The 20,791-nt window shown below is 69.4% G+C and carries 18 protein-coding genes; 10 read left to right on the top strand and 8 right to left on the bottom strand.

The window, feature by feature from the left end:
* The first annotated feature begins 5 nt into the window (after window positions 1-5).
* The 3 genes from AC1DSA_RS17115 to AC1DSA_RS17105 all read left to right on the top strand — a co-directional run bounded on the left by AC1DSA_RS17115 (window position 6) and on the right by AC1DSA_RS17105 (window position 1,740).
* Entirely contained in the window at window positions 6-404 is a 399-nt protein-coding gene (locus AC1DSA_RS17115; protein WP_477891308.1) for a hypothetical protein, read from the top strand.
* A gap of 147 nt (window positions 405-551) precedes the next feature.
* Window positions 552-1,136 carry a hypothetical protein gene (locus tag AC1DSA_RS17110; RefSeq protein WP_477891306.1) on the top strand — a complete coding sequence of 195 codons (585 nt, stop codon included), beginning with the start codon at window positions 552-554 and terminating at the stop codon, window positions 1,134-1,136.
* Between the two features lie 109 nt (window positions 1,137-1,245).
* Window positions 1,246-1,740 (top strand): hypothetical protein, encoded by a 495-nt coding sequence (locus AC1DSA_RS17105; protein WP_477891304.1) that lies wholly within the window; start codon window positions 1,246-1,248, stop codon window positions 1,738-1,740.
* A 7-nt stretch (window positions 1,741-1,747) separates the two neighbouring features.
* On the opposite strand, the gene AC1DSA_RS17100 is transcribed toward AC1DSA_RS17105, so the two are convergent.
* The gene (locus AC1DSA_RS17100; RefSeq protein WP_477891302.1) at window positions 1,748-2,365 is read right to left on the bottom strand and encodes a TetR family transcriptional regulator; all 618 of its coding nucleotides are present in this window, start codon (window positions 2,363-2,365) and stop codon (window positions 1,748-1,750) included.
* Window positions 2,366-2,473: 108 nt separating this feature from the next.
* Between AC1DSA_RS17100 and AC1DSA_RS17095 the strand changes: the two genes are divergently transcribed.
* Genes AC1DSA_RS17095 through AC1DSA_RS17085 form a run of 3 tightly spaced genes read left to right on the top strand, consistent with a single transcriptional unit; the run spans window position 2,474 to window position 8,299 of the window.
* Window positions 2,474-3,730, top strand: coding sequence for an efflux RND transporter periplasmic adaptor subunit (locus tag AC1DSA_RS17095; RefSeq protein WP_477891300.1), 1,257 nt, complete (start codon window positions 2,474-2,476; stop codon window positions 3,728-3,730).
* A 10-nt stretch (window positions 3,731-3,740) separates the two neighbouring features.
* Window positions 3,741-6,911 (top strand): efflux RND transporter permease subunit, encoded by a 3,171-nt coding sequence (locus AC1DSA_RS17090; RefSeq protein WP_477891298.1) that lies wholly within the window; start codon window positions 3,741-3,743, stop codon window positions 6,909-6,911.
* A gap of 8 nt (window positions 6,912-6,919) precedes the next feature.
* Window positions 6,920-8,299, top strand: a complete 1,380-nt coding sequence (locus tag AC1DSA_RS17085) for an efflux transporter outer membrane subunit (protein ID WP_477891296.1) — start codon at window positions 6,920-6,922, stop codon at window positions 8,297-8,299.
* Between the two features lie 237 nt (window positions 8,300-8,536).
* On the opposite strand, the gene AC1DSA_RS17080 is transcribed toward AC1DSA_RS17085, so the two are convergent.
* On the bottom strand, window positions 8,537-8,791 hold the full coding sequence (locus AC1DSA_RS17080) for a DUF6139 family protein (RefSeq protein WP_477891294.1): 255 nt from the start codon (window positions 8,789-8,791) through the stop codon (window positions 8,537-8,539).
* Window positions 8,792-8,962: 171 nt separating this feature from the next.
* On the opposite strand from AC1DSA_RS17080, the gene AC1DSA_RS17075 reads away from it, so the two are divergent.
* Window positions 8,963-9,358, top strand: a complete 396-nt coding sequence (locus AC1DSA_RS17075) for a response regulator (RefSeq protein ID WP_477891293.1) — start codon at window positions 8,963-8,965, stop codon at window positions 9,356-9,358.
* A 4-nt stretch (window positions 9,359-9,362) separates the two neighbouring features.
* On the opposite strand, the gene AC1DSA_RS17070 is transcribed toward AC1DSA_RS17075, so the two are convergent.
* From AC1DSA_RS17070 to AC1DSA_RS17060, 3 genes are read right to left on the bottom strand one after another with little or no spacing between them, the layout of a single operon-like run.
* Window positions 9,363-10,148, bottom strand: a complete 786-nt coding sequence (locus AC1DSA_RS17070) for an SDR family oxidoreductase (protein ID WP_477891291.1) — start codon at window positions 10,146-10,148, stop codon at window positions 9,363-9,365.
* Between the two features lie 10 nt (window positions 10,149-10,158).
* On the bottom strand, window positions 10,159-11,145 hold the full coding sequence (locus AC1DSA_RS17065) for an NADPH:quinone reductase (RefSeq protein ID WP_477891289.1): 987 nt from the start codon (window positions 11,143-11,145) through the stop codon (window positions 10,159-10,161).
* 31 nt (window positions 11,146-11,176) lie between these two features.
* On the bottom strand, window positions 11,177-12,391 hold the full coding sequence (locus AC1DSA_RS17060) for an MFS transporter (RefSeq protein ID WP_477891287.1): 1,215 nt from the start codon (window positions 12,389-12,391) through the stop codon (window positions 11,177-11,179).
* Window positions 12,392-12,484: 93 nt separating this feature from the next.
* Between AC1DSA_RS17060 and AC1DSA_RS17055 the strand changes: the two genes are divergently transcribed.
* Window positions 12,485-12,856, top strand: coding sequence for a DUF192 domain-containing protein (locus AC1DSA_RS17055; RefSeq protein ID WP_477891285.1), 372 nt, complete (start codon window positions 12,485-12,487; stop codon window positions 12,854-12,856).
* Between the two features lie 5 nt (window positions 12,857-12,861).
* Window positions 12,862-15,003, top strand: a complete 2,142-nt coding sequence (gene glgX / locus AC1DSA_RS17050; RefSeq protein WP_477891284.1) for a glycogen debranching protein GlgX — start codon at window positions 12,862-12,864, stop codon at window positions 15,001-15,003.
* 73 nt (window positions 15,004-15,076) lie between these two features.
* Here the strand turns inward: glgX and AC1DSA_RS17045 are convergent, their stop codons facing one another.
* Window positions 15,077-15,853, bottom strand: a complete 777-nt coding sequence (locus AC1DSA_RS17045) for an alpha/beta fold hydrolase (protein WP_477891282.1) — start codon at window positions 15,851-15,853, stop codon at window positions 15,077-15,079.
* A 14-nt stretch (window positions 15,854-15,867) separates the two neighbouring features.
* Between AC1DSA_RS17045 and AC1DSA_RS17040 the strand changes: the two genes are divergently transcribed.
* Window positions 15,868-16,995, top strand: coding sequence for a 3-deoxy-7-phosphoheptulonate synthase (locus tag AC1DSA_RS17040; protein WP_477891280.1), 1,128 nt, complete (start codon window positions 15,868-15,870; stop codon window positions 16,993-16,995).
* Between the two features lie 25 nt (window positions 16,996-17,020).
* On the opposite strand, the gene AC1DSA_RS17035 is transcribed toward AC1DSA_RS17040, so the two are convergent.
* Window positions 17,021-17,377 carry a SpoIIAA family protein gene (locus AC1DSA_RS17035; RefSeq protein WP_477891279.1) on the bottom strand — a complete coding sequence of 119 codons (357 nt, stop codon included), beginning with the start codon at window positions 17,375-17,377 and terminating at the stop codon, window positions 17,021-17,023.
* Between the two features lie 22 nt (window positions 17,378-17,399).
* A complete protein-coding gene (gene icmF, locus AC1DSA_RS17030) occupies window positions 17,400-20,723 on the bottom strand; it encodes a fused isobutyryl-CoA mutase/GTPase IcmF (RefSeq protein WP_477891277.1) in 3,324 nt (1,107 codons plus the stop codon).
* Between the last annotated feature and the right edge of the window lie 68 nt (window positions 20,724-20,791).

Raw genomic sequence — 20,791 nt, 5'->3', positions numbered from 1 at the left:
CGGGCATGACTGACAACTCCACGCCGCTGCTGGACGCACCGGCGCTGCGGCAACTGGCCGAGTCCCACGCCAGCGCAGCCTGTCCCCGCTGCGCGGCCTTGCGGGCACCGGGGTGGGAAGCCTTGCCGGGCGGCTTCGAGCGCGCGGCGCTGCGCCAGGTGGGCACGCTCAGGCAGCCCGGGCTGGACGATCCGACACTGGAGGAGTACCACCCGCAGGGCACGCGCGGCTGGTCGCCGGACGCCCCGATTGCGCCGCGTTACTTTCCCTACAACCGCTGCGACGTCTGGCAGTGCGTGCAATGCGGCCGACCCTTCCTGCGCTACACGGAGTACGGCGGCTACTACGTGGAAGAGCGCATCCGCGAATTGCACGCCGCTCTGGTGGTGGACGCCGCGGCCTGACGACCATCACGGCCGCGCAGGTAGCCGGGCGTGTAGTCGTTCACCGACATGGACCTTTCGCCGGCTCCTACTGCTGGGGCAGGGGGCTGGTGCGTTGCTTGGGGGTGGACACGTGTTCCATTCGATTCCCCCAGGAAAGGAAATTCCATGCACAAGCAACTCATCAGCCTCGCCGCTGTTCTCACCCTCGGCTTTGCCAGCGCCGGTTTCGCCGCCGACAACACCGCCATGAGCAAGGACGCCTACAAGGCTGCCAAGGAAAAGATCGAGGCCCAGTACAAGTCCGACAAGAAGGCCTGTGACGGCATGAAGGACAACGCCAAGGACATCTGCAAGGCCGAGGCGAAGGGCAAGGACAAGGTCGCCAAGGCCGAGCTCGAGGCGCAGTACAAGCCGAGCCCGCGCAACGACGAGAAGGTCGCGCTGGCCAAGGCCGATGCCGACTTCGACGTGGCCAAGGAAAAGTGCGAAGACCAGAAGGGCAACGCCCAGGACGTCTGCAAGAAGGACGCCAAGGCCACCCATGAGACCGCCAAGGCGCAGGCGAAGGCCAAGGTCGCCGCCAACACCAAGGGCGCGGACTCCGCAGCCGCGGTCGACGCACGCCAGGACGCGAAGAAGGACGCAGCCGATGCGCAGTACTCCGCTGCCAAGGAGCGTTGCGACACGATGAAGGGCGATGCCAAGGACAAGTGCATTGCCGACGCGAAGAAGAAGTTCAACAAGTCCTGAGCGCGTTCAGGTGGGGGCCGGCGAGTCCCGTCCCTCCGCGGCTGTAGCCGCATTCCCACAGCGTAGCGCCCCATCGGGCGCTACGCTGGCGTGGAAAGGACATGCATCGATGACGAGGAGTTCCATCGGCCTGGCCGCCGCGCTGTGCCTGGCAGGCGCTACGCACGCCGCGCCCCAGGTCCCCCATGCGGCCCACGCGCCCATGACCAGTGCGGCCTATCTGGCCGAACAGCAGAAGATCGCCGCGGAGTTCCAGGCCGACCAGAAGACCTGCGACCCGGTCACAGGCAACAAGCACGAGGTCTGCGAAGCCCAGGCGCAGGGCAAGCAGGAATCCGCCCTGGCCGAACTGGAGCAGCGCTACCGGCCCAGCGCGGAACGCGAACTGAAGGCCAAGACCGTGATCGCGGAAGCGAACTACGACGTGGCCAGGGCCAGGTGCAGCGCCTTGCAGGGCAAGGCGAAGGACCGGTGTGGCCAGCAGGCCAAGCTGGCCCGCGAGGCCGCGATCCGGCAGGCCAAGGTCGAGAAGGTGCAGGAGACCGGGGGCATGTTCCGCAGGCACGCGGCGCAGCAGCCCAGGGGCACCTTGCCCGGCACCTGAGCGGTGCCTACTCCAGGCCCAGGCCGCGCAGGTGGCAGTCCAGGGCCTTCATCCCGACCGCCTCCAGGTCGAACTCCGCCGGATCCAGCAGCCAGTTCTGCACCAGCCCGTCGAGCAGGGCATGCAGGCCGTGCGCGGCCACCGCCGCTGGTGCCTCGAGCCGCACGCCGCGCGCGGCCGCGCTCTTGCGCAGCGCATCCCGGAAGCGGTCGACCCAGATGCCACGCATCTTCAGGTGGCGCTCGCGCACGGCGCACAGGCTGTCGACGTACTCCACCATGTGGGTGGCCACCTCGAACACGCGCCGGGTCTGGGGATCCGCGACGGTCTGCCGCAGGGCCAGGCGCAGCGCCTTCTTCAGGGCCGGCAGGGGATCCTCCTCCGGCGTCTCTTCCACGAAAGACAGTGCGCGCTGCAGGGGCAATGCGACCCGGTCCATCATCGCGTTGAACAGGTCGGCCTTGTCCCGGAAATGCCAGTAGATGGCGCCGCGCGTGGTGCCTGCGGCCACGGCGATGTCGTTCAGCGAGGTGCCGGCCACCCCCTGCGCGAGGAACACGTGCTCCGCCACGTCCAGCAAATGGGCGCGGGTGGCGAGGGCGTCTTCCTTGGAACGGCGGGCCATGACCCCTCGAATATACATGCAACCTTGTATGTATATACTTGCGCCCTTGCGTTGGCCTGCAGTCCCGGGGCCTGATCTGCCCATTCCCTCTTCGAACAAGAACATTCCATGGCCGCTCGCTTGCCGCATCGTCTAGCCTGGTCCCTGTCCCTCCTGCTCGCCGCGGCGCTCGCGGCGTGCGGCCAGTCGAACGGAACTTCCGCGCCCCAGGCGGGCGGGGCGCCCCCACCACCGGAAGTGGGCGTGGTCACCGCCACCATGGGCGACGTCGGCCTGGTGACGGAGCTGCCCGGTCGGCTGGAGCCGGCCCGCGTCGCGCAGGTGCGCGCCCGCGCCGCCGGCATCGTGCAGCAGCGCATCTTCCGCGAAGGCAGCGACGTGCGCGCGGGCCAGGTGCTCTACAAGATCGATGCCGCTCCCTACACGGCGGCGGCGGCCAGCGCGCAGGCCTCGCTCAGCAAGGCGCTCGCCAACCACGCCCAGGCAGCAGCGCTTGCGCAGCGCTATCGCCCGCTGGTGGAAGAGAACGCGGTCAGCAAGCAGGAGTACGCCAACGCGATCGCCTCCGAGAAGCAGGCCGAGGCCGACGTCGCCGCCGCCCGCGCGGCCGTGCAGACCGCACAGATCAACCTCGGCTATGCGTCGGTCACGGCGCCGATCTCCGGCCGCATCGGCCGCTCGCTCGTCACCGAAGGCGCGCTGGTGGGCCAGGGCGAGGCGACGCCGCTGGCGGTGATCCAGCAGATCGACCTGCTGTACGTCAACTTCACGCAGCCCGTGGGCGAGGTGATGAACCTGCGCCGCGCGCTGGAGCAGGGCCGCCTGAAGCGCGCCGGCGCCGAGGGCGCCCAGGTGCGCGTGCTGCTGGAAGATGGCACCGAGCACACCCAGCCGGGCAAGCTGCTGTTCGCCGACCTGAGCGTCGACCAGAACACCGGGCAGGTCACGCTGCGCGCCGAAGTGCCCAATCCGCGCGGCGTGCTGCTGCCCGGCATGTACGTGCGCGTGCGCATCGAGCAGGCCAAGGCCGCCAACGCGATGCTGCTGCCGCAGCAGGCCGTGACGCGCGCCGCCACCGGCGACACCGTCATGGTGGTCGCGCAGGACGGCCAGGTGAGCCCGCGCACGGTGAAGATCGGCGGCGCGCAGAACGGCCAATGGGTGGTGCTCGAAGGCCTCAAGCCCGGCGAGCAGGTGATGGTGGACGGCTTCCAGAAGCTGCGTCCCGGCTCGCCGGTGAAGCCCGTGCCCTGGGCGGCCGCAGGCGCGGCTCCCGCGGCGTCCGCGCCGGCATCGGCCGCGTCCGCCCGGACCGCGGCGCCATCCGCGCCGGCTTCCGCGGCTTCCGGCGCGAAGAAGGGCTGAGGGGCGCCGCATGGCCAAGTTCTTCATCGACCGCCCCATCTTCGCGTGGGTGATCGCGCTGTTCGTCGTCGTCATCGGCGCCGTGTCCATCACCAAGCTGCCGATCTCCCAGTACCCGCCGGTGGCGCCGCCCTCCATCGTGCTGACCGCCACCTATCCGGGCGCCTCGGCGAAGACGCTGGAGGAGAGCGTCATCAGCGTGATCGAACAGGAGATGAACGGCTCGCCGGGCCTCATCTACATGGAGTCGGTGACGCAGGCCAACGGCATCGGCCAGATCACCATCAGCTTCGAACCGGGCACCAACCCGGACCTGGCGCAGGTGGACGTGCAGAACCGCCTGGCGCGCGCGACGCCGCGCCTGCCGTCGGCGGTGACGCAGCAGGGCGTACGCGTGGAAAAGGCGCGCTCCAACTTCCTGCTGTTCACGATCCTTTCCTCGGACGATCCCAACTTCACGCCGGTGGACCTGGGCGACTATGCGTCGCGCGCCGTGCTGCCCGAGATCCAGCGGATCCCCGGCGTCGGCCAGGCGCAGCTGTTCGGCACCGAAGCGGCGATGCGGGTGTGGATCGATCCGGAAAAGCTGGTGGGCCTCAACCTGTCCACCGCCGACGTGAACAACGCCATCCGCGCGCAGAACGCGCAGGTGGCCGCCGGCACCATGGGCGACCTGCCCAACGTGAGCGGCCAGTCCGTGGCCGCCACCATCGTGGTGCCGGGCCAGCTCACCAGCCCCGAGCAGTTCGGCAACATCGTGCTGCGTTCCACGCCCGACGGCGCCACGGTGCGCCTGAAGGACGTGGCCCGGGTGGAGCTCAACGCCCAGACCTTCGCCAGCTCCGCCCGCCTGAACGGCAAGCCCTCGACCGGCATCGGCGTGCAGCTGTCGCCCAGCGGCAATGCGCTGGCCACCGCCGAGGCCGTGCGCAAGCGCATGGGGGAACTCGCGCCGTACTTCCCGCGCGGCATGAAATGGGACATCCCCTACGACAGCTCGCGTTTCGTCAAGATCTCGATCTCGCAGGTGGTGGAGACGCTGCTGGAAGCCGTGGCGCTGGTGTTCCTGGTGATGTTCCTGTTCCTGCAGAACTGGCGCTACACGATCATCCCGACGCTGGTGGTGCCGGTGGCGCTGCTGGGCACCTTCGGCGCGCTGCTGGCGCTGGGCTTCTCGATCAACGTGCTGACCATGTTCGGCATGGTGCTGGTGATCGGCATCGTGGTGGACGACGCCATCGTGGTGGTGGAGAACGTCGAGCGCATCATGAGCCACGAAGGGCTGCCGCCGCGCGAGGCCACGCGCAAGGCCATGGGCCAGATCCAGGGCGCCATCGTGGGCGTGACCGTGGTGCTGATCTCGGTGTTCGTGCCGCTGGCCTTCTTCGCCGGCTCCACCGGCAACATCTACCGGCAGTTCGCCGCGGTGATGGTGGCGTCCATCGGTTTTTCCGCCTTCATGGCGCTGTCGCTCACGCCGGCGCTGTGCGCGACGCTGCTCAAGCAGATCCCGGCCGGCCACCACGTGGACAAGCGCGGCTTCTTCGGTGGCTTCAACCGGCTGTTCATGCGCACGGCCAAGGGCTATGAGCTGGTGGTGCACCGCATCCTGCGGCGGGCCGCGCGTTACCTGGTCATCTATGCGGCCATCGGCGCCGTCGCGGCGCTGGTCTACACGCGGCTGCCGACATCCTTCCTGCCCCAGGAGGACCAGGGCTACATCATCGTCAACGTGCAGCTGCCCCCCGGCGCGACGCTGGAGCGCACGCGCAGCGTGATGGAGCAGGTGGAAGGCTTCATCCTCAAGCAGCCCGAGGTGCAGAGCATGGTGGGCGTGCTGGGCTTCTCCTTTTCCGGCCAGGGCCAGAACGCGGCGCTCGCCTTCGTGACGCTGAAGGACTGGAAGGACCGCAAGGGCGAGGAGCACTCCGCCGGCGCGCTGGCGGGCCGCGCCTTCGGTGCGCTGTCGCGCATCCGCGATGCCTTCATCTTCCCGCTCAGCCCGCCGCCCATCCCCGAGCTCGGGGTGGCTTCGGGCTTCACCTTCCGCCTGCAGGACCGCGGCGGCAACGGCCACGAGGCGCTGGTCGCCGCCCGCAACCAGCTGCTGGGACTGGCCGGGCAGAGCAAGGTGCTCTCGCAGGTGCGGCCCGACGGCCTGGAGGACGCGCCGCAGCTGCAGGTCGACATCGACCGCGACAAGGCACAGGCCCTGGGCGTGAGCTTCGACGCCATCAACACCACCTTGTCGACGGCGCTCGGCTCGGCGTACATCAACGACTTCCCCAACCGCGGCCGCCTGCAGCGCGTGGTGGTGCAGGCCGATGCGCCCTCGCGCATGCAGCCGGAAGACCTGATGCGGCTGAACGTGATGTCCAGCCAGGGGAAGGCGGTTCCGCTGTCGGCGTTCGCCACCACGCGCTGGATCACCGGCGCGATGCAGTCGGTCCGCTACAACGGCTATCCGGCCATGCGCGTTTCCGGCGCGCCGGCGCCCGGCTTCAGCACGGGCGCGGCGATGGACGAAATGGAGCGGCTGGCCGCGCAGCTGCCCGCCGGCTTCGGCTTCGAATGGACCGGGCAGTCGCGCGAGGAAAAGCTCGCCGGCTCCCAGTCGCTGATCCTGTACGGCTTCGCCATCCTGTCGGTGTTCCTGTGCCTGGCCGCCCTGTACGAGAGCTGGTCCATCCCGCTGGCGGTGATCCTGGTGGTGCCCCTGGGCGTGCTGGGCGTGCTGCTCGCGACGCTGTTCCGCGGCTACGCCAACGACGTGTACTTCCAGGTGGGCCTGATCACGATCATCGGCCTGTCGGCCAAGAACGCCATCCTGATCATCGAATTCGCCAAGGACCTGCAGGCCCAGGGCAAGAGCGTGATCGAGTCGGCTCTGGCGGCGGCCCACCTGCGCTTCCGGCCGATCATCATGACCTCCATGGCCTTCGGCCTGGGTGTGCTGCCGCTGGCCATTTCCTCCGGTGCGGGCTCCGCCAGCCAGCGGGCCATCGGCACCGGCGTGATCGGCGGCATGCTCACCGGCACGGGCCTGGCCGTGTTCTTCGTGCCCATCTTCTTCGTCGTCGTACGCGGCTACTTCCACGGCAGCGAGCGCCAACGCAAGCTGCACGCCCACGAGCTGCAACGCGAGATGCCCGCCGGCGCCACCGCCGGAGACCAGATATGAGTTCGCCCATGCGCAAGCTATCCCTCGTCGCCGCCGCCGCGCTGCTGGCCGGCTGCTCCTTCATCCCCAAGTACGAGCGGCCCGAGGCCCCCGTGCCGACCTCCTTCCCCTACGAATCGGCGAAGGACGGGAAGGCGGCCGCCGAGACCCCCTGGGACCAGTTCCTCGAAGATCCCAAGCTGCGCTCGCTGGTCGCCACGGCGCTGCGCAACAACCGCGACCTGCGCGTCGCGGTGCTCAACATCGCCCAGGCCCGGGCCCAGTACGACATCCGTCGCGCGGACCGTGTGCCCACGGTGAGCGCCCAGGTGAACGGCACCCGCGCGCCCGACGTTCGCGGCGACCAGGCCAATCTCTACACCGCCGGCCTCGCGATCAGCAGCTGGGAGATCGACTTCTTCGGGCGCATCGCGAGCCTGAGCGAGGCCGCGCTGGCCCAGTACCTGGCGACCGAGGAGGGTCGCAAGGCGGCGCAGATCTCGCTGGTAGCCACCGTGGCGAACACCTGGCTGGCCCTGGCGGCCGACGAGGAACTGCTGGCGCTGACGCAGCAGACGCTCGCCACGCGCGAGGAGACGCTGCGCCTCACGCGCCTGCGACTGGAGAACGGCGTGTCGTCGGAGATCGATTTCCGCGTCGCCCAGTCGCTCTACGAAACGGCACGGGTCACGCAGTCGCAGGTGCAGCGCCAGCGCGCGCTGGACCTCAACACGCTGGCCCTGCTGATCGGCGAGGGCGTGCCGCCCGGCTACGAGGTGGGCGTCACCACCGAAGGCGTGAACCTGCCCGACGTGCCCGCCGGCCTGCCTTCCGACGTGCTGGCGCGCCGGCCCGACGTGCGCCAGGCCGAGCAGCAGCTGGTCGCGGCCAACGCCAACATCGGCGCGGCGCGCGCCAACTTCTTCCCGCGCATCACGCTGACCGCGGGCGTGGGCACGGCGAGCACCCAGCTGTCCGGACTGTTCGCCGGCGGGTCCTGGGGCTACACGGTGGCGCCTTCGCTGGTGTTGCCGCTGTTCGACGCGGGGCGCAACCGCGCGGGCCTGGCCTCGGCCGAGGTGTCGCGCGACATCGCCGTGGCGCAGTACGAGCGCGCCATCCAGCAGGCCTTCCGCGACGTGGCCGACGCGCTCGCGGGCCGAGCGACCTTCGGCGACCAGGTGGCCGCGCAGGCGCGCGTCGTCGAGGCGGAGTCGGTGCGCGTGCGGCTGGCCCGCCTGCGCTTCCAGACCGGCGTCGCCAGCTACCTGGACCTGCTGGACGCGCAGCGTTCGCTGTTCACCGCGCAGCAGGGCCTGGTGCAGACGCGGCTGGCGCGCCTGCAGAACCAGGTGCAGCTGTACCGCGCCCTCGGCGGCGGCTGGACGGAGCCCACGGCCGGCTCCTGACCGGACTCAGGACCGCGCGCGCCTCTGCATCGTCGCGGCGCGGGCCCACTGGGCCAGGCGGGATTGGGCGATGGAAGAGAGCAGGGAAACGGCGAACAGCATTTTCTTTTCCGGTGCGGTGCGTGGGTCTGGTCCGCATCTTCGGGTCCGCGGCGCGCTCTGCCCGTCAGCCGGACGACGGAGCCGCCGTCGCCATTGCCGGACGGCCGTAGGAGGCGTCCGATGCCGGCGGCAGGCTCAGGGCGCGTTACCCTCGCTCGCCACCTGGTGGAACACGCTCGTGATGGCGTAGCCCTTTTCGTCGATCTGCGCGCGCGCGTTGTCGATCTCATAGGGATGCAGGTGCTCCGCGCTTTCGTCCACGTGCACCGCCTGCTGGCGGGCCTGCCAGTCGACGTTGGTGGCCTCTTCCGGGATCGGCCGGCCGCTGGGCACGATGAGGTAGGAGAACTTGTTGCCCGCTTCCGGGCGGCGGTAGATGTCGACGTTCATGCGGCATTTTGTCGGACCGTGCCGTCGGCGTGGCGTAGGACTTGGCCCTCTCGCGGGCCGAGGCCACGTGGGGCCTGCTCGACCGTTGGACCCGACGGGGTGGAGGAGGGGGCTACCGCCGAGGACACCTCCGGTCTACACTCGCGCCTTCCCCCGATCTCAGCATTTCCGATGATCGACCGCACGCAACACAGCATCCTGGTGGTGGACGACACTGCGGCGTCCCGGTACTCCACCTCCCGCAGCCTGCGCGCCGGGGGCTTCAACGTCGTCGAGGCCGCGGCCGGCGCCGAGGCGCTCGAACTCGTCGACTTCGTGTCCGCCGTCGTGCTGGACGTGCACCTGCCGGACCTGCTGGGATTCGAAGTCTGCCGCCTGCTGCGAAGCCGGCCGGCCACGGCCGAGCTGCCGGTGGTCTACGTCTCCGCCCTCTACATCACCGAACAGGACCAGCAGGAAGGCATGGGCACGGGAGGCAATGCCTACATGGTGTCCCCTGTGGATCCCGAGGCGCTGCTCGCCACCCTGGACCAGCTGATCGGCGACCGGCGCACGGTCAGCCACTGAGCGGCTACACGACCATGGCGGTGGCGGCCCCGTCCATCGAGAGGATGGCGCCCGAGATGTAGGAAGCGCGCGGAGAGGCGAGGAACAGCACCGCCGCGGCGATTTCCTCCGGCTGCGCCAGCCGCCCGAGCGGCAGTTTCTTCTCGGCCTGCTGCCGCACCTCGTCCACCGTCGCATTGCGCAGCCGCGCATCGGCCGCGAAGCCTTCCGCGAGCCGGTCGGTCAGCGTGAGGGTCGGGTTCACGGCGTTCACCCGCACTCCCTTGGGGCCCCAGGCCGCCGCCAGGCCCGCGCTGGCGAGCATCAGCGCCGCATTCGCGGCGCCGCCGGGCAGGTGGGTCGGCGTCGCGACCTTGCCGCCCATGCCGACCACGTTGACGATGCTGCCCGCGCCGCGCGCGCCCATGCGCCGCACCACCGGATCGAGCACGTGGATGGTCGCGAAGAACTTGGACTGCATCGCGTGGTGCCAGGCCTGCGGTTCGAGCTCCGGGAACGGCGTGCGCCTGGCCGCGCCGGCGGAGTTCACCAGCACGTCGATCGGTCCGCCCTCGCGTTCGACCGCATCCACCATGCGCAGCGCCGCCGCCGCATCGGTCAGGTCGGCCGCGTAAGCCCGCACGGCTTCGCCGCCACCGAGGCTGGCGCGCGCCTGTTCCAGCCGGGCCGGATCGCGGCCGACGATGCTGACGCGGCAACCTTCGCGCAGGAACTCGCGGGCGCAGGCGAGGCCGATGCCGCGGCTGCCGCCGGTGACGAGGACGTGGCGTCCTTGCAGTTGCAGGTCCATGGGGTCTCCTTCAGGCGATGTCCAGCACGACGTTGCCCAGCACCTGGCCCTGTTCCACCAGGTCGTGGGCGCGGGCGATCTCCGCCAGCGGCAGGCGCTGCCCCACCGTATGCAACAGCGTGCCCTCGCGCAGCAGCGCGTCCAGTTCGCGCAGGCCGGCCTGCCGGTCCGCGTCGCTGATCTCGTAGATGAAGACGAATTTCATCGTCGCCTGGCTGCGCATCAGCCAGAAGGTCGGCAGCGTCGATTCCAGCGCGCCCATGCCGTACACCACGAGGGTGGCGTGCGGCCGCACGCAGGCCGGGTACAGGCGCGCGTTGGCGGTGAGGTCCATCTCGATCACGGCGTCCACGCCTTGCCCGCCGGTGATCGCCTTCACCCGCGCGGCCACGTCCTCGTCGCGATAGCGGATCACGTGGTCGGCACCGGCACGCCGCGCGTGCTCCGCTTTCGCCTCGGTGCTCACGGTGGTGAGCACGGTGGCGCCCTTGCGCCGGGCGAACTGGATCGCGTAATGGCCCACCGAGCCGGCGCCCCCTGCGACCAGCACCGTCATGCCGGGCTGCAGCTGCGCCAGCCGCACGGCCTGCAGCGCGGTGAACGCTGGGATGCCCAGGCACGCGGCTTCCGCATCGCCGAGGCTGTCGGGCATCGCCACCGCCTGCGCCGAGGGCAGGGCGATCCATTGCGCCGCGGTGCCGAAAGGGCGGTTCCACTGGCCGTTCCAGATCCAGACACGCTCGCCGATGCGGCGCTCGGACACACCGGCGCCGACCGCATCGATGGTGCCCGCGCCGTCGCTGTGCGGGATCACCAGCGGCCAGGCCAACGTCGGTCGTCCCGGACCGCCCTTGCGCGTCTTGAAGTCCGAAGGATTGACGCCGGACGTGCGCAGCCGCACGCGCACCTCGCCCGGCCCGGGCTGGGGCGTCGGCTGCTCGCCGACGGTGAACACCTCGCTGGCCGGCCCCTGCCGGGTGTAGAACGCTGCCTGCATGTTGCTGCCCTCCGCTGGGCGATAGCGTACGTCAAGCCTGCGCCCGCCGCTGCAGGGCGCGCGCGAAAGCCCAGCCGATGACGGGCAGCGCCAGCGCCGGCACCACCAGCAGGGGCAGCGGGCCCCCATGGTCGTAGGCGAATCCCGCGAGCGACACGCCGATCGCCTGGCCGTTGAAGAAGCAGAACGCGAACAGCGCCATGCCGGTGCCGCGCATGGCCGGCGCCATCTGCGTGGCATTGGTCTGCAGCGTGTTGTGGAACAGGTAGGTGCCGAAGCCGACGGCCAGCGCCACCGGCGCCGCCACCCAGGCCCAGGGCGAGACATACCAGCCGAGGAAGCCCAGGCCCATCACGAAGCCGCCGGCCAGCACCATGCGCCGTTCGCCGAAGCGCCGCACCACGTGGCGCGCGACGATGGCATAGAGCAGGCCACCCAGCGCATAGAGCGCGATCAGCGCCGACGCCGCCGACAGGGCGAGGCCGAAGCGCTGGTGCAGGTAGGAAGGCAGGAAGGCGAGCGGGCCCAGCAGGAACACGCCCTCGGCGAACACCGCGGCCACCACGACGCGGGCCCACGGCACCGCCAGCACCGATCCCAGCTGGCGGGCGAACGCGAAACGGCCCGTGCCGCGCAGTGGCGGCACCGACGGGATGTGGCGCAGCCGCACCAGCAGCAGGAACGCGACCACCACGTAGCCGGCGCACAGGGCGCCGAACGCCCCGCGCCAGCCCAGCGGCGTGTCGGCGAACAGTCCACCGCCGAGCTGGCCGGCGGTCATGCCCGACAGCGTTCCCATCAGCAGGCGCGCGAGCGTGGCCTGGCGCTGCTCGTAGTGCACGGCGTCCCCGATCCAGGCGATGGCGAGCGGGATCACGCCGGCGGCGGCGATGCCCCAGAAGACCCGCAGGCGCACCAGTGCGTCGAAATCCGGGGCCAGTGCGCAGGCCAGCGAGGTGAGGGCGCACCCGAAGAGGGCCGCGCACATCACGCGCGCCTTGCCGTAGCGGTCGCCCAGCGGGCCGAACAGCAACTGGGAGACACCGTAGGCGACCGCGAAGGTCAGGACCACGCGGCCGGCCGTGCCGGCGGTGAGGCCAAAGTCGCTGGCGAGCCGGGGCAGCAGGCCGTCGCAGATGCGCAGGGCGGCACCGCTGAAGAAGCAGGCGATGGACAGGAGGGTGACGGCGGAGCGCGTCGCGGCGTCCGAGCCGCCGGCGGGCGTACTGATGGCGGGGGAATTCACGGCAAATCCTACATCGGCCGCCCGGCGCGGCTGGTTCAGCCGTTGGCGCCGTCCTACGGGGCCGGCGGCCGGCAGGCGCGACCATAGGCGGCGATGAATCTCCCACGCGTCCAGCTCACGGCCGATGGCCACCCGATCCAGGTCTATGTCGCCCGCAGCGACGAGGAACGGGCGCTCGGCCTGATGCACCGGCGCGAAATGCCCCAGGACGAGGGCATGCTGTTCATGTGCGACCGCAGCGCCGTCCAGAAATTCTGGATGAAGGACACACCGCTGCCGCTGTCCATCGCCTTCGTCGACGAAGACGGCACGATCCTGAAGATCGCGGACCTCGAACCGCACGACCTGGAATCGGAATCTTCCGAACACCCGGTGCGCTTCGTGCTGGAAGTGAACCAGGGCTGGTTCGCCGAGCGCGGCATTACCCCCGGCACGCGCCTCTCCGGTCCCGTCTTCCTGGAGTGAATGCCATGCAAGGTCTCCCTGGCGAGGCGGCCGCCTTCACGGCGCAGCCCGGCGACCCCTACCCGCTCGGCGCCAACTGGGACGGACAGGGCACGAACTTCGCGCTCTATTCGGAGAACGCGACGCGGGTGGAACTGTGCCTGTTCGATGGCGACGATGCGGAGACCCGCGTGCCGCTGCGCGAGCAGACGGCCTTTGTCTGGCACGGCTACCTGCCCGGCGTGCGGCCGGGCCAGCGCTATGGCTACCGCGTGCACGGACCCTACGAGCCCGATCGCGGCCTGCGCTTCAACCCGCACCTGGTCCTGCTCGATCCCTACGCCAAGGCACTGGACGGCGTGGAGAATTTCGAGGGCGGCGTGTTCGCCTATGAAGTGGGGGGCGAGCGCGAGGACCACGCCATGCTGGAATCGGAGCAGCGCGGCGTGCCCCTGGGAGTCGTCCTCGATCGCGCCTTCGACTGGGAGGGCGACCGTCCCCCGAACCGGCCGCTGCACGAAACCGTGATCTACGAGGCGCATGTCAAGGGCCTGACCATGCTGCATCCGGAGGTGCCCGAGGAACTGCGCGGCACCTACGCCGGCCTGGCGCATCCGGTCATGCTGGCCTACCTGCAGGAGCTGGGGATCACCGCCATCGAGCTGATGCCGGTGCACGCCCACCTGGACGATCCTTTCCTGATCGACAAGGGTCTTACCAACTACTGGGGTTACTCCACGCTCAACTTCTTCGCGCCGGAGCTGCGCTACAGCGCGGCGTTCCGTCGCGGCGACGCGGTGGGCGCGGTGCGCGAGTTCAAGGAGATGGTGAAGGCGCTGCATGCGGCGGGGCTCGAGGTGATCCTGGACGTGGTCTACAACCACACCTCGGAAGGCAACCACCTGGGCCCGACGCTCAGCTTCAAGGGCATCGACAACCCGACCTACTACCGGCTGGTCGGCGACGACCCGCGCTTCTACTTCGACTACACCGGCACCGGCAACACGCTCAACGTGCGGCATGCGCAGACGCTGCAGCTGATCATGGATTCGCTGCGCTACTGGGTGCAGGAGATGCACGTGGACGGCTTCCGCTTCGACCTGGCGAGCACGCTGGCGCGCGGCCTGCACGAGGTGGACCAGCTGTCCGGCTTCTTCACCATCATCCACCAGGATCCCGTCATCAGCCAGGTGAAGCTGATCGCCGAGCCCTGGGACGTGGGCGAGGGCGGCTACCAGGTCGGCAACTTCCCCGTGAAATGGGCCGAGTGGAACGGCGTGTACCGGGATTCGCTGCGCGCGTTCTGGAAGGGCGAGGGCGGACTGGCGAGCGACCTGGGCTACCGCCTCACGGGCTCCAGCGACCTGTACCAGGGCGACGGCCGCAAGCCGTCGGCGAGCATCAACTTCATCACCGCGCACGACGGCTTCACGCTGCGCGACATGGTGAGCTACAACGACAAGCACAACGACGCCAACCTGGAGAACAACCAGGACGGCCACAACGACAACCGGTCCTGGAACTGCGGCGCCGAAGGTCCCACCGACGACGCCGCGGTCAATGGATTGCGCGCGCGCCAGCAGCGCAACTTGCTGGCGACCCTGCTCCTGAGCCAGGGCACGCCGATGCTGCTGGGCGGCGACGAGTTCGGCAACAGCCAGCAGGGCAACAACAATGCGTACTGCCAGGACAACGCCCTCAGCTGGTACGACTGGGCGCAGGCCGACACCGCGCTGCTGGCCTTCACGCGCCGGCTGATCCGCATCCGCCGCGAGCACCCGGCGCTGCACCGGCAGAAGTTCTTCTCCGGCCGCCCCATCCGCGGCAGCGACATCCACGACGTCGAGTGGTACCGCCACGATGGCCAGGCCATGAGCGACGAGGACTGGCAGAACCCGCACACGCAGTCGCTGGCGATGTTCCTGGCCGGCCACGGGCTGAAGGAGACCGACCGCCTGGGCCGTCCCGTGCAGGACGACCACCTGCTCTTCATGCTGTCCGCCTCGCACGAGGACCTGGAGTTCAGCCTGCCCGAGCTGTCCGGCTGCACGGACTGGGAACTGTTGGTGGACACCAGCGACGATGCGGCGAGGGAGACGTGTGCCGCGGGCGGCAAGACGCTGCTGCCGGGGCGCTCGCTGAAGCTGTTCCGCTGCGCGCGGGAGTGACGCGCGTCGCTGGGGTTCGGGCTGCGCCGCTCACCCCAGCCTACGGAGAGTGCACGAAGGCGCTCACCCCAATCTACGAGAGGCGGACGAAGGCGCGCACGGCCTCGATCACGGCGTCGGGTTGGTCCTTGTGCGGCGAATGCCCGCAGTCCGGGAGCTCGAGCAGCTGCGTCTGCGGCACGCGGCGCGCAATGCCGCGGACCTGCTCCAGCGTGCCGTATTCATCGTCCATCCCCTGAATCGCCAGCAGCGGGCAGCGGATCGCGCGGATCTCCTCTTCGATCGTCCAGCCGCGGAAGGCCGGCGCCAGCCAGATGTCGTTCCAGCCCCAGAACGCCGAATCGGCGTCGTCGTGGTAGCGGCCGAGGCGCTGCTTCAGGTCGGTCTGCAGGTAGGCATCGCGCGCCTGCCGGATGCTGGCGACGGAGACGTCCTCCACCAGGATGTGCGGTGCCAGCACGACCGCGCCCCGCAGCGCCTGCGGGAAGGCTGCGACATACAGCAGCGCGATCGAGCCACCGTCGCTGTGACCGAACAGCCAAGGCCGCTCGACTCCGAGTTCCCGCAGCAGCGCGGGCAGCACCTGGCGGGCCTGGTGGTGCATGAAGTCGGGCGCCCACTGCTCGCCAGCGGGACGCGGCGTGGACTTGCCGTAGCCGGGTCGGGAGTACACGAGTCCGCGCAGGCCGGCCGCGTCGCACAGGCGGGCAGGGAAGTCGCGCCACATCGCAACCGAGCCCAGGCCTTCGTGCAGAAAGACCATGGCGGGCGCGTCGGCCGCCGCGCTGCCGACCCACTCGTACTCGATGCGCAGCGGCGCGCCCTGGACGGAAAGCGAGGCGAAGGCCATGGCCAGCCAATATAGTGCAGGTCCAGGAGAACCCCATGCGTCCCACCACGGTTGCGCGCCCGGAAGGCGCCGAAGAAATGCCCCAGGCCACGCGCCTGGATGACGTCCGCATCCGCGAGGTGCGGCCGCTGATCTCGCCGGCGCTGCTGCAGTACGAACTGCCCGCCGACGATGCGGTGCAGGCGTTCGTGGAGCGCAGCCGCGACGAGGTGGCGGCGGTGGTGCACGGCAGCGACCCGCGCCTGCTGGCGGTGGTGGGCCCCTGCTCGATCCACGACCACGAGCAGGCCATCGAATACGCGCAGCGCCTGCGAGCGCTTGCCGGCGAACTGGGGCAGGACCTGCTGCTCGTCATGCGCGTGTACTTCGAGAAGCCGCGCACCACCGTCGGCTGGAAAGGCTTCATCAACGATCCGCGGCTGGACGGCAGCTTCCGCATCAACGAAGGCCTGCGCCTGGCGCGCCAACTGCTGCTGGAGGTTGCGCAGCTCGGGCTGCCCGCGGGCACCGAGTTCCTGGACCTGCTGAGCCCGCAGTACATCTCCGACCTGATCAGCTGGGGCGCGATCGGCGCCCGCACCACCGAAAGCCCCAGCCACCGCCAGCTGGCCTCGGGCCTGAGCTGTGCCATCGGCTTCAAGAACGGCACCGACGGCAGCGTGCAGATGGCCGCCGATGCGCTGGTGGCCTGCCGCGCGCCGCACGCGTTCATGGGCATGACCAAGATGGGACAGGCCGCGGTGTTCGAGACGGCCGGCAACGAGGACTGCCACATCATCCTGCGCGGCGGTTCGCGCGGTCCCAACTACGGCGCAGCCGACGTCGAGTCCGCCTGCGCGATCCTGCGCAAGGCCGGCGTGACGGAACGCGTGATGGTGGATTGCTCCCACGCCAATTCGGCGAAGGACTACCGCCGGCAGGTGGAGGTCGCGCGGGACCTGGCGCGCCAGGTTGCCGGCGGCGAGCAGCGCATCCTCGGGGTGATGATCGAAAGCCACCTGCAGCCGGGGCGGCAGGACCTCAAGCCCGGTGTGCCGCTGGCCCGGGGCGTTTCGATCACGGACGGCTGCATCGGCTGGGAGCAGACCGAGGAAGTGTTGCGGGAACTGGCCGTCGCGACGCGGCAACGGCGGAACGGGTGAGGGCGCTGCGCGAACCCCAGCCCGCTCAGGCCACCAGCCAGCCGATCGCCTCGCTGAGTTCGGAGAAAACGCGCAGCTCCATGCCTTGCGCGCGCGCGGCGGCCTCGCTCAGGCGGGTGAGTTTTTCCGGCGGAACCAGGGAGGCCACTTTCTCGAGGTGGCCCAGGTGGTAGTAGGCGAGCAGCCCGATCGCGCGCTGCTGTTCGGGACCGAAGGTGCCGACCACGTCGATCAGGTTGATCAGCAGGCGACGGGTGCCGTCTTGCCGGGTGCGCTCGGCGATCGCCAGCAGGACGGGTTCGGCGGTCTCCACGAAGGCGAGGGCGGTGACTTCCACCACCGAGAACGCAGGGCCATGGGTGAAATGCAGCGACGCGGTCACCGGGCGAGTATGCCTCGCCGACTCACATGTTGCGACGGTACTGGCCCCCGACTTCGAACAGGGCATTGGTGATTTGTCCCAATGAACAGACGCGCACGGCATCCATCAGCACTTCGAATACGTTTCGGTTATCGATCACGGCCTGCTGCAAGCGCTTGAGCAGCGCAGGCGCCTGCGATGCGTTGCGCGCGTGGAACGCCTGCAGCCGCTGCAGCTGGCTCTTCTTCTCGTCGTCGGTGGAGCGGGCGAGTTCCAGCTTGTCCAGCACCGCGTCGCCGTGCGGGTTGCGGAAGGTGTTGACGCCGACGATGGGCAGTTCGCCGGTGTGCTTGAGCATTTCGTAGTGCATGCTCTCGTCCTGGATGCGGCCGCGCTGGTAGCCCGTCTCCATCGCGCCCAGCACGCCGCCGCGTTCGGCAATGCGCTCGAACTCGGACAGCACCGCTTCTTCCACCAGCTCGGTGAGCTCGTCGATGATGAACGCGCCCTGGTTGGGGTTCTCGTTCTTCGCCAGGCCCCATTCGCGGTTGATGATCAGCTGGATCGCCATGGCCCGGCGCACCGACTCCTCGGTCGGCGTCGTGATGGCCTCGTCGAAGGCGTTCGTGTGCAGGGAGTTGCAGTTGTCGTAGACCGCGATCAGCGCCTGCAACGTGGTGCGGATGTCGTTGAACTGGATCTCCTGCGCGTGCAGCGAGCGGCCCGAGGTCTGGACGTGGTACTTCAGTTTCTGGCTGCGCTCGTTGGCGCCGTACTTGTCCTTCATCGCCACCGCCCAGATGCGACGCGCCACGCGGCCCAGCACCGTGTACTCCGGGTCCATGCCGTTGGAGAAGAAGAAGGACAGGTTGGGCGCGAAGTCGTCGATGTGCATCCCGCGCGCGAGATAGGCCTCGACGAAGGTGAAGCCGTTGGACAGCGTGAAGGCCAGCTGCGAGATCGGGTTGGCCCCGGCCTCGGCGATGTGGTAGCCCGAGATCGACACCGAATAGAAGTTGCGCACGTCGTGGTGCACGAAGTACTCGGCGATGTCACCCATCACCTTGAGCGAGAACTCGGTGGAGAAGATGCAGGTGTTCTGGCCCTGGTCTTCCTTCAGGATGTCGGCCTGCACGGTGCCGCGCACGTTGGCGAGCACCCATTCGCGGATCTTCGCCGCCTCGGTGTCGGTCGGGTCGCGGCCGTTGTCGGCCTTGAACTTCTCCAGGTTCTGGTCGATGGCGGTGTTCATGAACATCGCCAGGATGCTGGGCGCCGGGCCGTTGATGGTCATCGACACCGATGTCGCGGGGTCGCACAGGTCGAAGCCGGAGTACAGCACCTTCATGTCGTCGAGCGTGGCGATCGACACGCCGGAGTTGCCCACCTTGCCGTAGATGTCGGGACGCGGATCGGGATCGTTCCCGTACAGCGTGACCGAGTCGAAGGCCGTGGACAGGCGCTTGGCCGGCATGTTGGCCGACAGCAGCTTGAAGCGCTTGTTGGTGCGGAAGGCGTCGCCTTCGCCCGCGAACATGCGGGTGGGGTCCTCGTTCTCGCGCTTGAAGGCGAAGGTGCCGGCGACATAGGGGAAGCTGCCTGGCACGTTCTCCAGCATCAGCCACTTGAGCAGCTCGCCGTGGTCCTCGTACTGCGGCAGCGAGACCTTGCGCACGGTGGTGCCGGAGAGCGACTTCCAGGTGAGGGCGGTGCGGATCTCCCGGTCGCGGATCTTCACCACGTACTCGTCGCCGGCGTAGGCCTTCTTCATGTCCGGCCATTGCGCCAGCAGCTTGCGCGCGCTTCCGTCCTGCTGCTGCTCGCGCTGCACCGCGAGGTCCTCGGCGGCTTCCGCCGCGCGCGCCTTGTCCGGCTTGCCCAGCCGCAGCATGCGGCCCGCTTCGCGCAACTGCTGGATCTCGCGGGCCAGCGTCGCCTCCTTGCGGACCCGGGCCTTGTAGCCGCGCACCGAGTCGGAGATCTCCGCCAGGTAGCGCGTGCGCGCCGGCGGGACCACCGGCGTCTGGTTGGTGCTGTGGCGCACGCTCACCAGCGGCAGCCGGCCGTCCTTGAGCTTCAGGCCCAGCCCGGCCAGGCGCGGCTTGAGCGCCTGGAACAGCGCAGTGACCCCATCGTCATTGAAGCGCGCCGCCATGGTGCCGAACACCGGCATCTCCTCAGGCCGCTGGCCAAAGGCTTCGCGGTTGCGCTGCACCTGCTTGGCGACGTCGCGCAGCGCGTCGGAGGCGCCCTTGCGATCGAACTTGTTGATCGCGACGAACTCGGCGAAGTCCAGCATGTCGATCTTTTCCAGCTGGCTCGCGGCGCCGAATTCGGGCGTCATCACGTACAGCGGGATGTCCACGTGCGGAACGATGGCCGCATCGCCCTGGCCGATGCCCGAGGTCTCGACCACCACCAGGTCGAAGCCCGCGGCCTTGCAGGCGGCGATGACGTCGCCCAGCGCCGCCGAGATCTCGCTGCCGAAGTCGCGGGTTGCGAGCGAACGCATGAACACTCGCGTCCCTGAATCGGCCGCACCCGCCTGGCCCGCCGGCTTCGGCCAGGGCGAGATCGCGTTCATGCGGATGCGGTCGCCCAGCAGCGCGCCGCCGCTCTTGCGGCGCGACGGGTCGATGGAGATGATCGCCACGCGCAGGCTGTCGTCCTGGTCCAGGCGCAGCCGGCGGATCAGTTCGTCGGTGAGGGACGACTTGCCCGCCCCGCCGGTGCCGGTGATGCCCAGCACGGGGATCTGGCGCTGCCCGGCCTGCAGCCGGATCGCCTGCAGCAGCTGCGCGTCGGCGCTGCCGTTTTCCAGCACGGTGATCAGCTGGGCCAGCGCCCGCCAGCTGGCTTCGGACTGCCCCTGGATGGCGGCCAGTTCCTTCGGCGCATGGGGCGACAGGTCCTGGTCGCAGCGCATCACCATCTCGCCGATCATGCCGGCCAGGCCCATGCGCTGCCCGTCCTCGGGGCTGTAGATACGGGCGACACCGTAGTCCTGCAGCTCGCGGATTTCCGCCGGGACGATGACGCCGCCGCCGCCGCCGAACACCTGGATCTGGGCGCCGCCGCGCTCGCGCAGCAGGTCCACCATGTACTTGAAATACTCGACGTGGCCGCCCTGGTAGGAGCTGACCGCGATGCCCTGCACGTCTTCCTGCAGCGCCGCCGTGACGACCTCGTCCACGCTGCGGTTGTGGCCCAGGTGGATCACCTCCGCACCCATGCCCTGCAGGATGCGCCGCATGATGTTGATGGCCGCGTCGTGGCCGTCGAACAGGCTGGCGGCGGTGACGAAGCGCACCTTGTTCGTCGGGCGGTAGTTGGCGAGCGCCTTGAATTCGGCGGACAGGTCGGTCATGTCGGCATTGTCTCCAGGAAGCCTGGAGCCTAATTGACGTTTACGTTAACGTCAATCAAAAGGCGGAA

It is taken from the genome of Ramlibacter sp. P4_H7 (assembly GCF_056400765.1).
The sequence above is the reverse complement of the archived record's forward strand: the minus strand, read 5'-3'. Positions and strand labels throughout refer to the sequence as shown.

Excerpts from the sequence above, each read along its gene's own strand:
- AC1DSA_RS17115 (WP_477891308.1), top strand. The coding sequence starts at position 6 with ATGACTGACAACTCCACGCCGCTGCTGGACGCACCGGCGCTGCGGCAA.
- AC1DSA_RS17110 (WP_477891306.1), top strand. The coding sequence starts at position 552 with ATGCACAAGCAACTCATCAGCCTCGCCGCTGTTCTCACCCTCGGCTTT.
- AC1DSA_RS17105 (WP_477891304.1), top strand. The coding sequence starts at position 1,246 with ATGACGAGGAGTTCCATCGGCCTGGCCGCCGCGCTGTGCCTGGCAGGC.
- AC1DSA_RS17100 (WP_477891302.1), bottom strand. The coding sequence starts at position 2,365 with ATGGCCCGCCGTTCCAAGGAAGACGCCCTCGCCACCCGCGCCCATTTG.
- AC1DSA_RS17095 (WP_477891300.1), top strand. The coding sequence starts at position 2,474 with ATGGCCGCTCGCTTGCCGCATCGTCTAGCCTGGTCCCTGTCCCTCCTG.
- AC1DSA_RS17090 (WP_477891298.1), top strand. The coding sequence starts at position 3,741 with ATGGCCAAGTTCTTCATCGACCGCCCCATCTTCGCGTGGGTGATCGCG.
- AC1DSA_RS17085 (WP_477891296.1), top strand. The coding sequence starts at position 6,920 with ATGCGCAAGCTATCCCTCGTCGCCGCCGCCGCGCTGCTGGCCGGCTGC.
- AC1DSA_RS17080 (WP_477891294.1), bottom strand. The coding sequence starts at position 8,791 with ATGAACGTCGACATCTACCGCCGCCCGGAAGCGGGCAACAAGTTCTCC.
- AC1DSA_RS17075 (WP_477891293.1), top strand. The coding sequence starts at position 8,963 with ATGATCGACCGCACGCAACACAGCATCCTGGTGGTGGACGACACTGCG.
- AC1DSA_RS17070 (WP_477891291.1), bottom strand. The coding sequence starts at position 10,148 with ATGGACCTGCAACTGCAAGGACGCCACGTCCTCGTCACCGGCGGCAGC.
- AC1DSA_RS17065 (WP_477891289.1), bottom strand. The coding sequence starts at position 11,145 with ATGCAGGCAGCGTTCTACACCCGGCAGGGGCCGGCCAGCGAGGTGTTC.
- AC1DSA_RS17055 (WP_477891285.1), top strand. The coding sequence starts at position 12,485 with ATGAATCTCCCACGCGTCCAGCTCACGGCCGATGGCCACCCGATCCAG.
- glgX (WP_477891284.1), top strand. The coding sequence starts at position 12,862 with ATGCAAGGTCTCCCTGGCGAGGCGGCCGCCTTCACGGCGCAGCCCGGC.
- AC1DSA_RS17045 (WP_477891282.1), bottom strand. The coding sequence starts at position 15,853 with ATGGCCTTCGCCTCGCTTTCCGTCCAGGGCGCGCCGCTGCGCATCGAG.
- icmF (WP_477891277.1), bottom strand. The coding sequence starts at position 20,723 with ATGACCGACCTGTCCGCCGAATTCAAGGCGCTCGCCAACTACCGCCCG.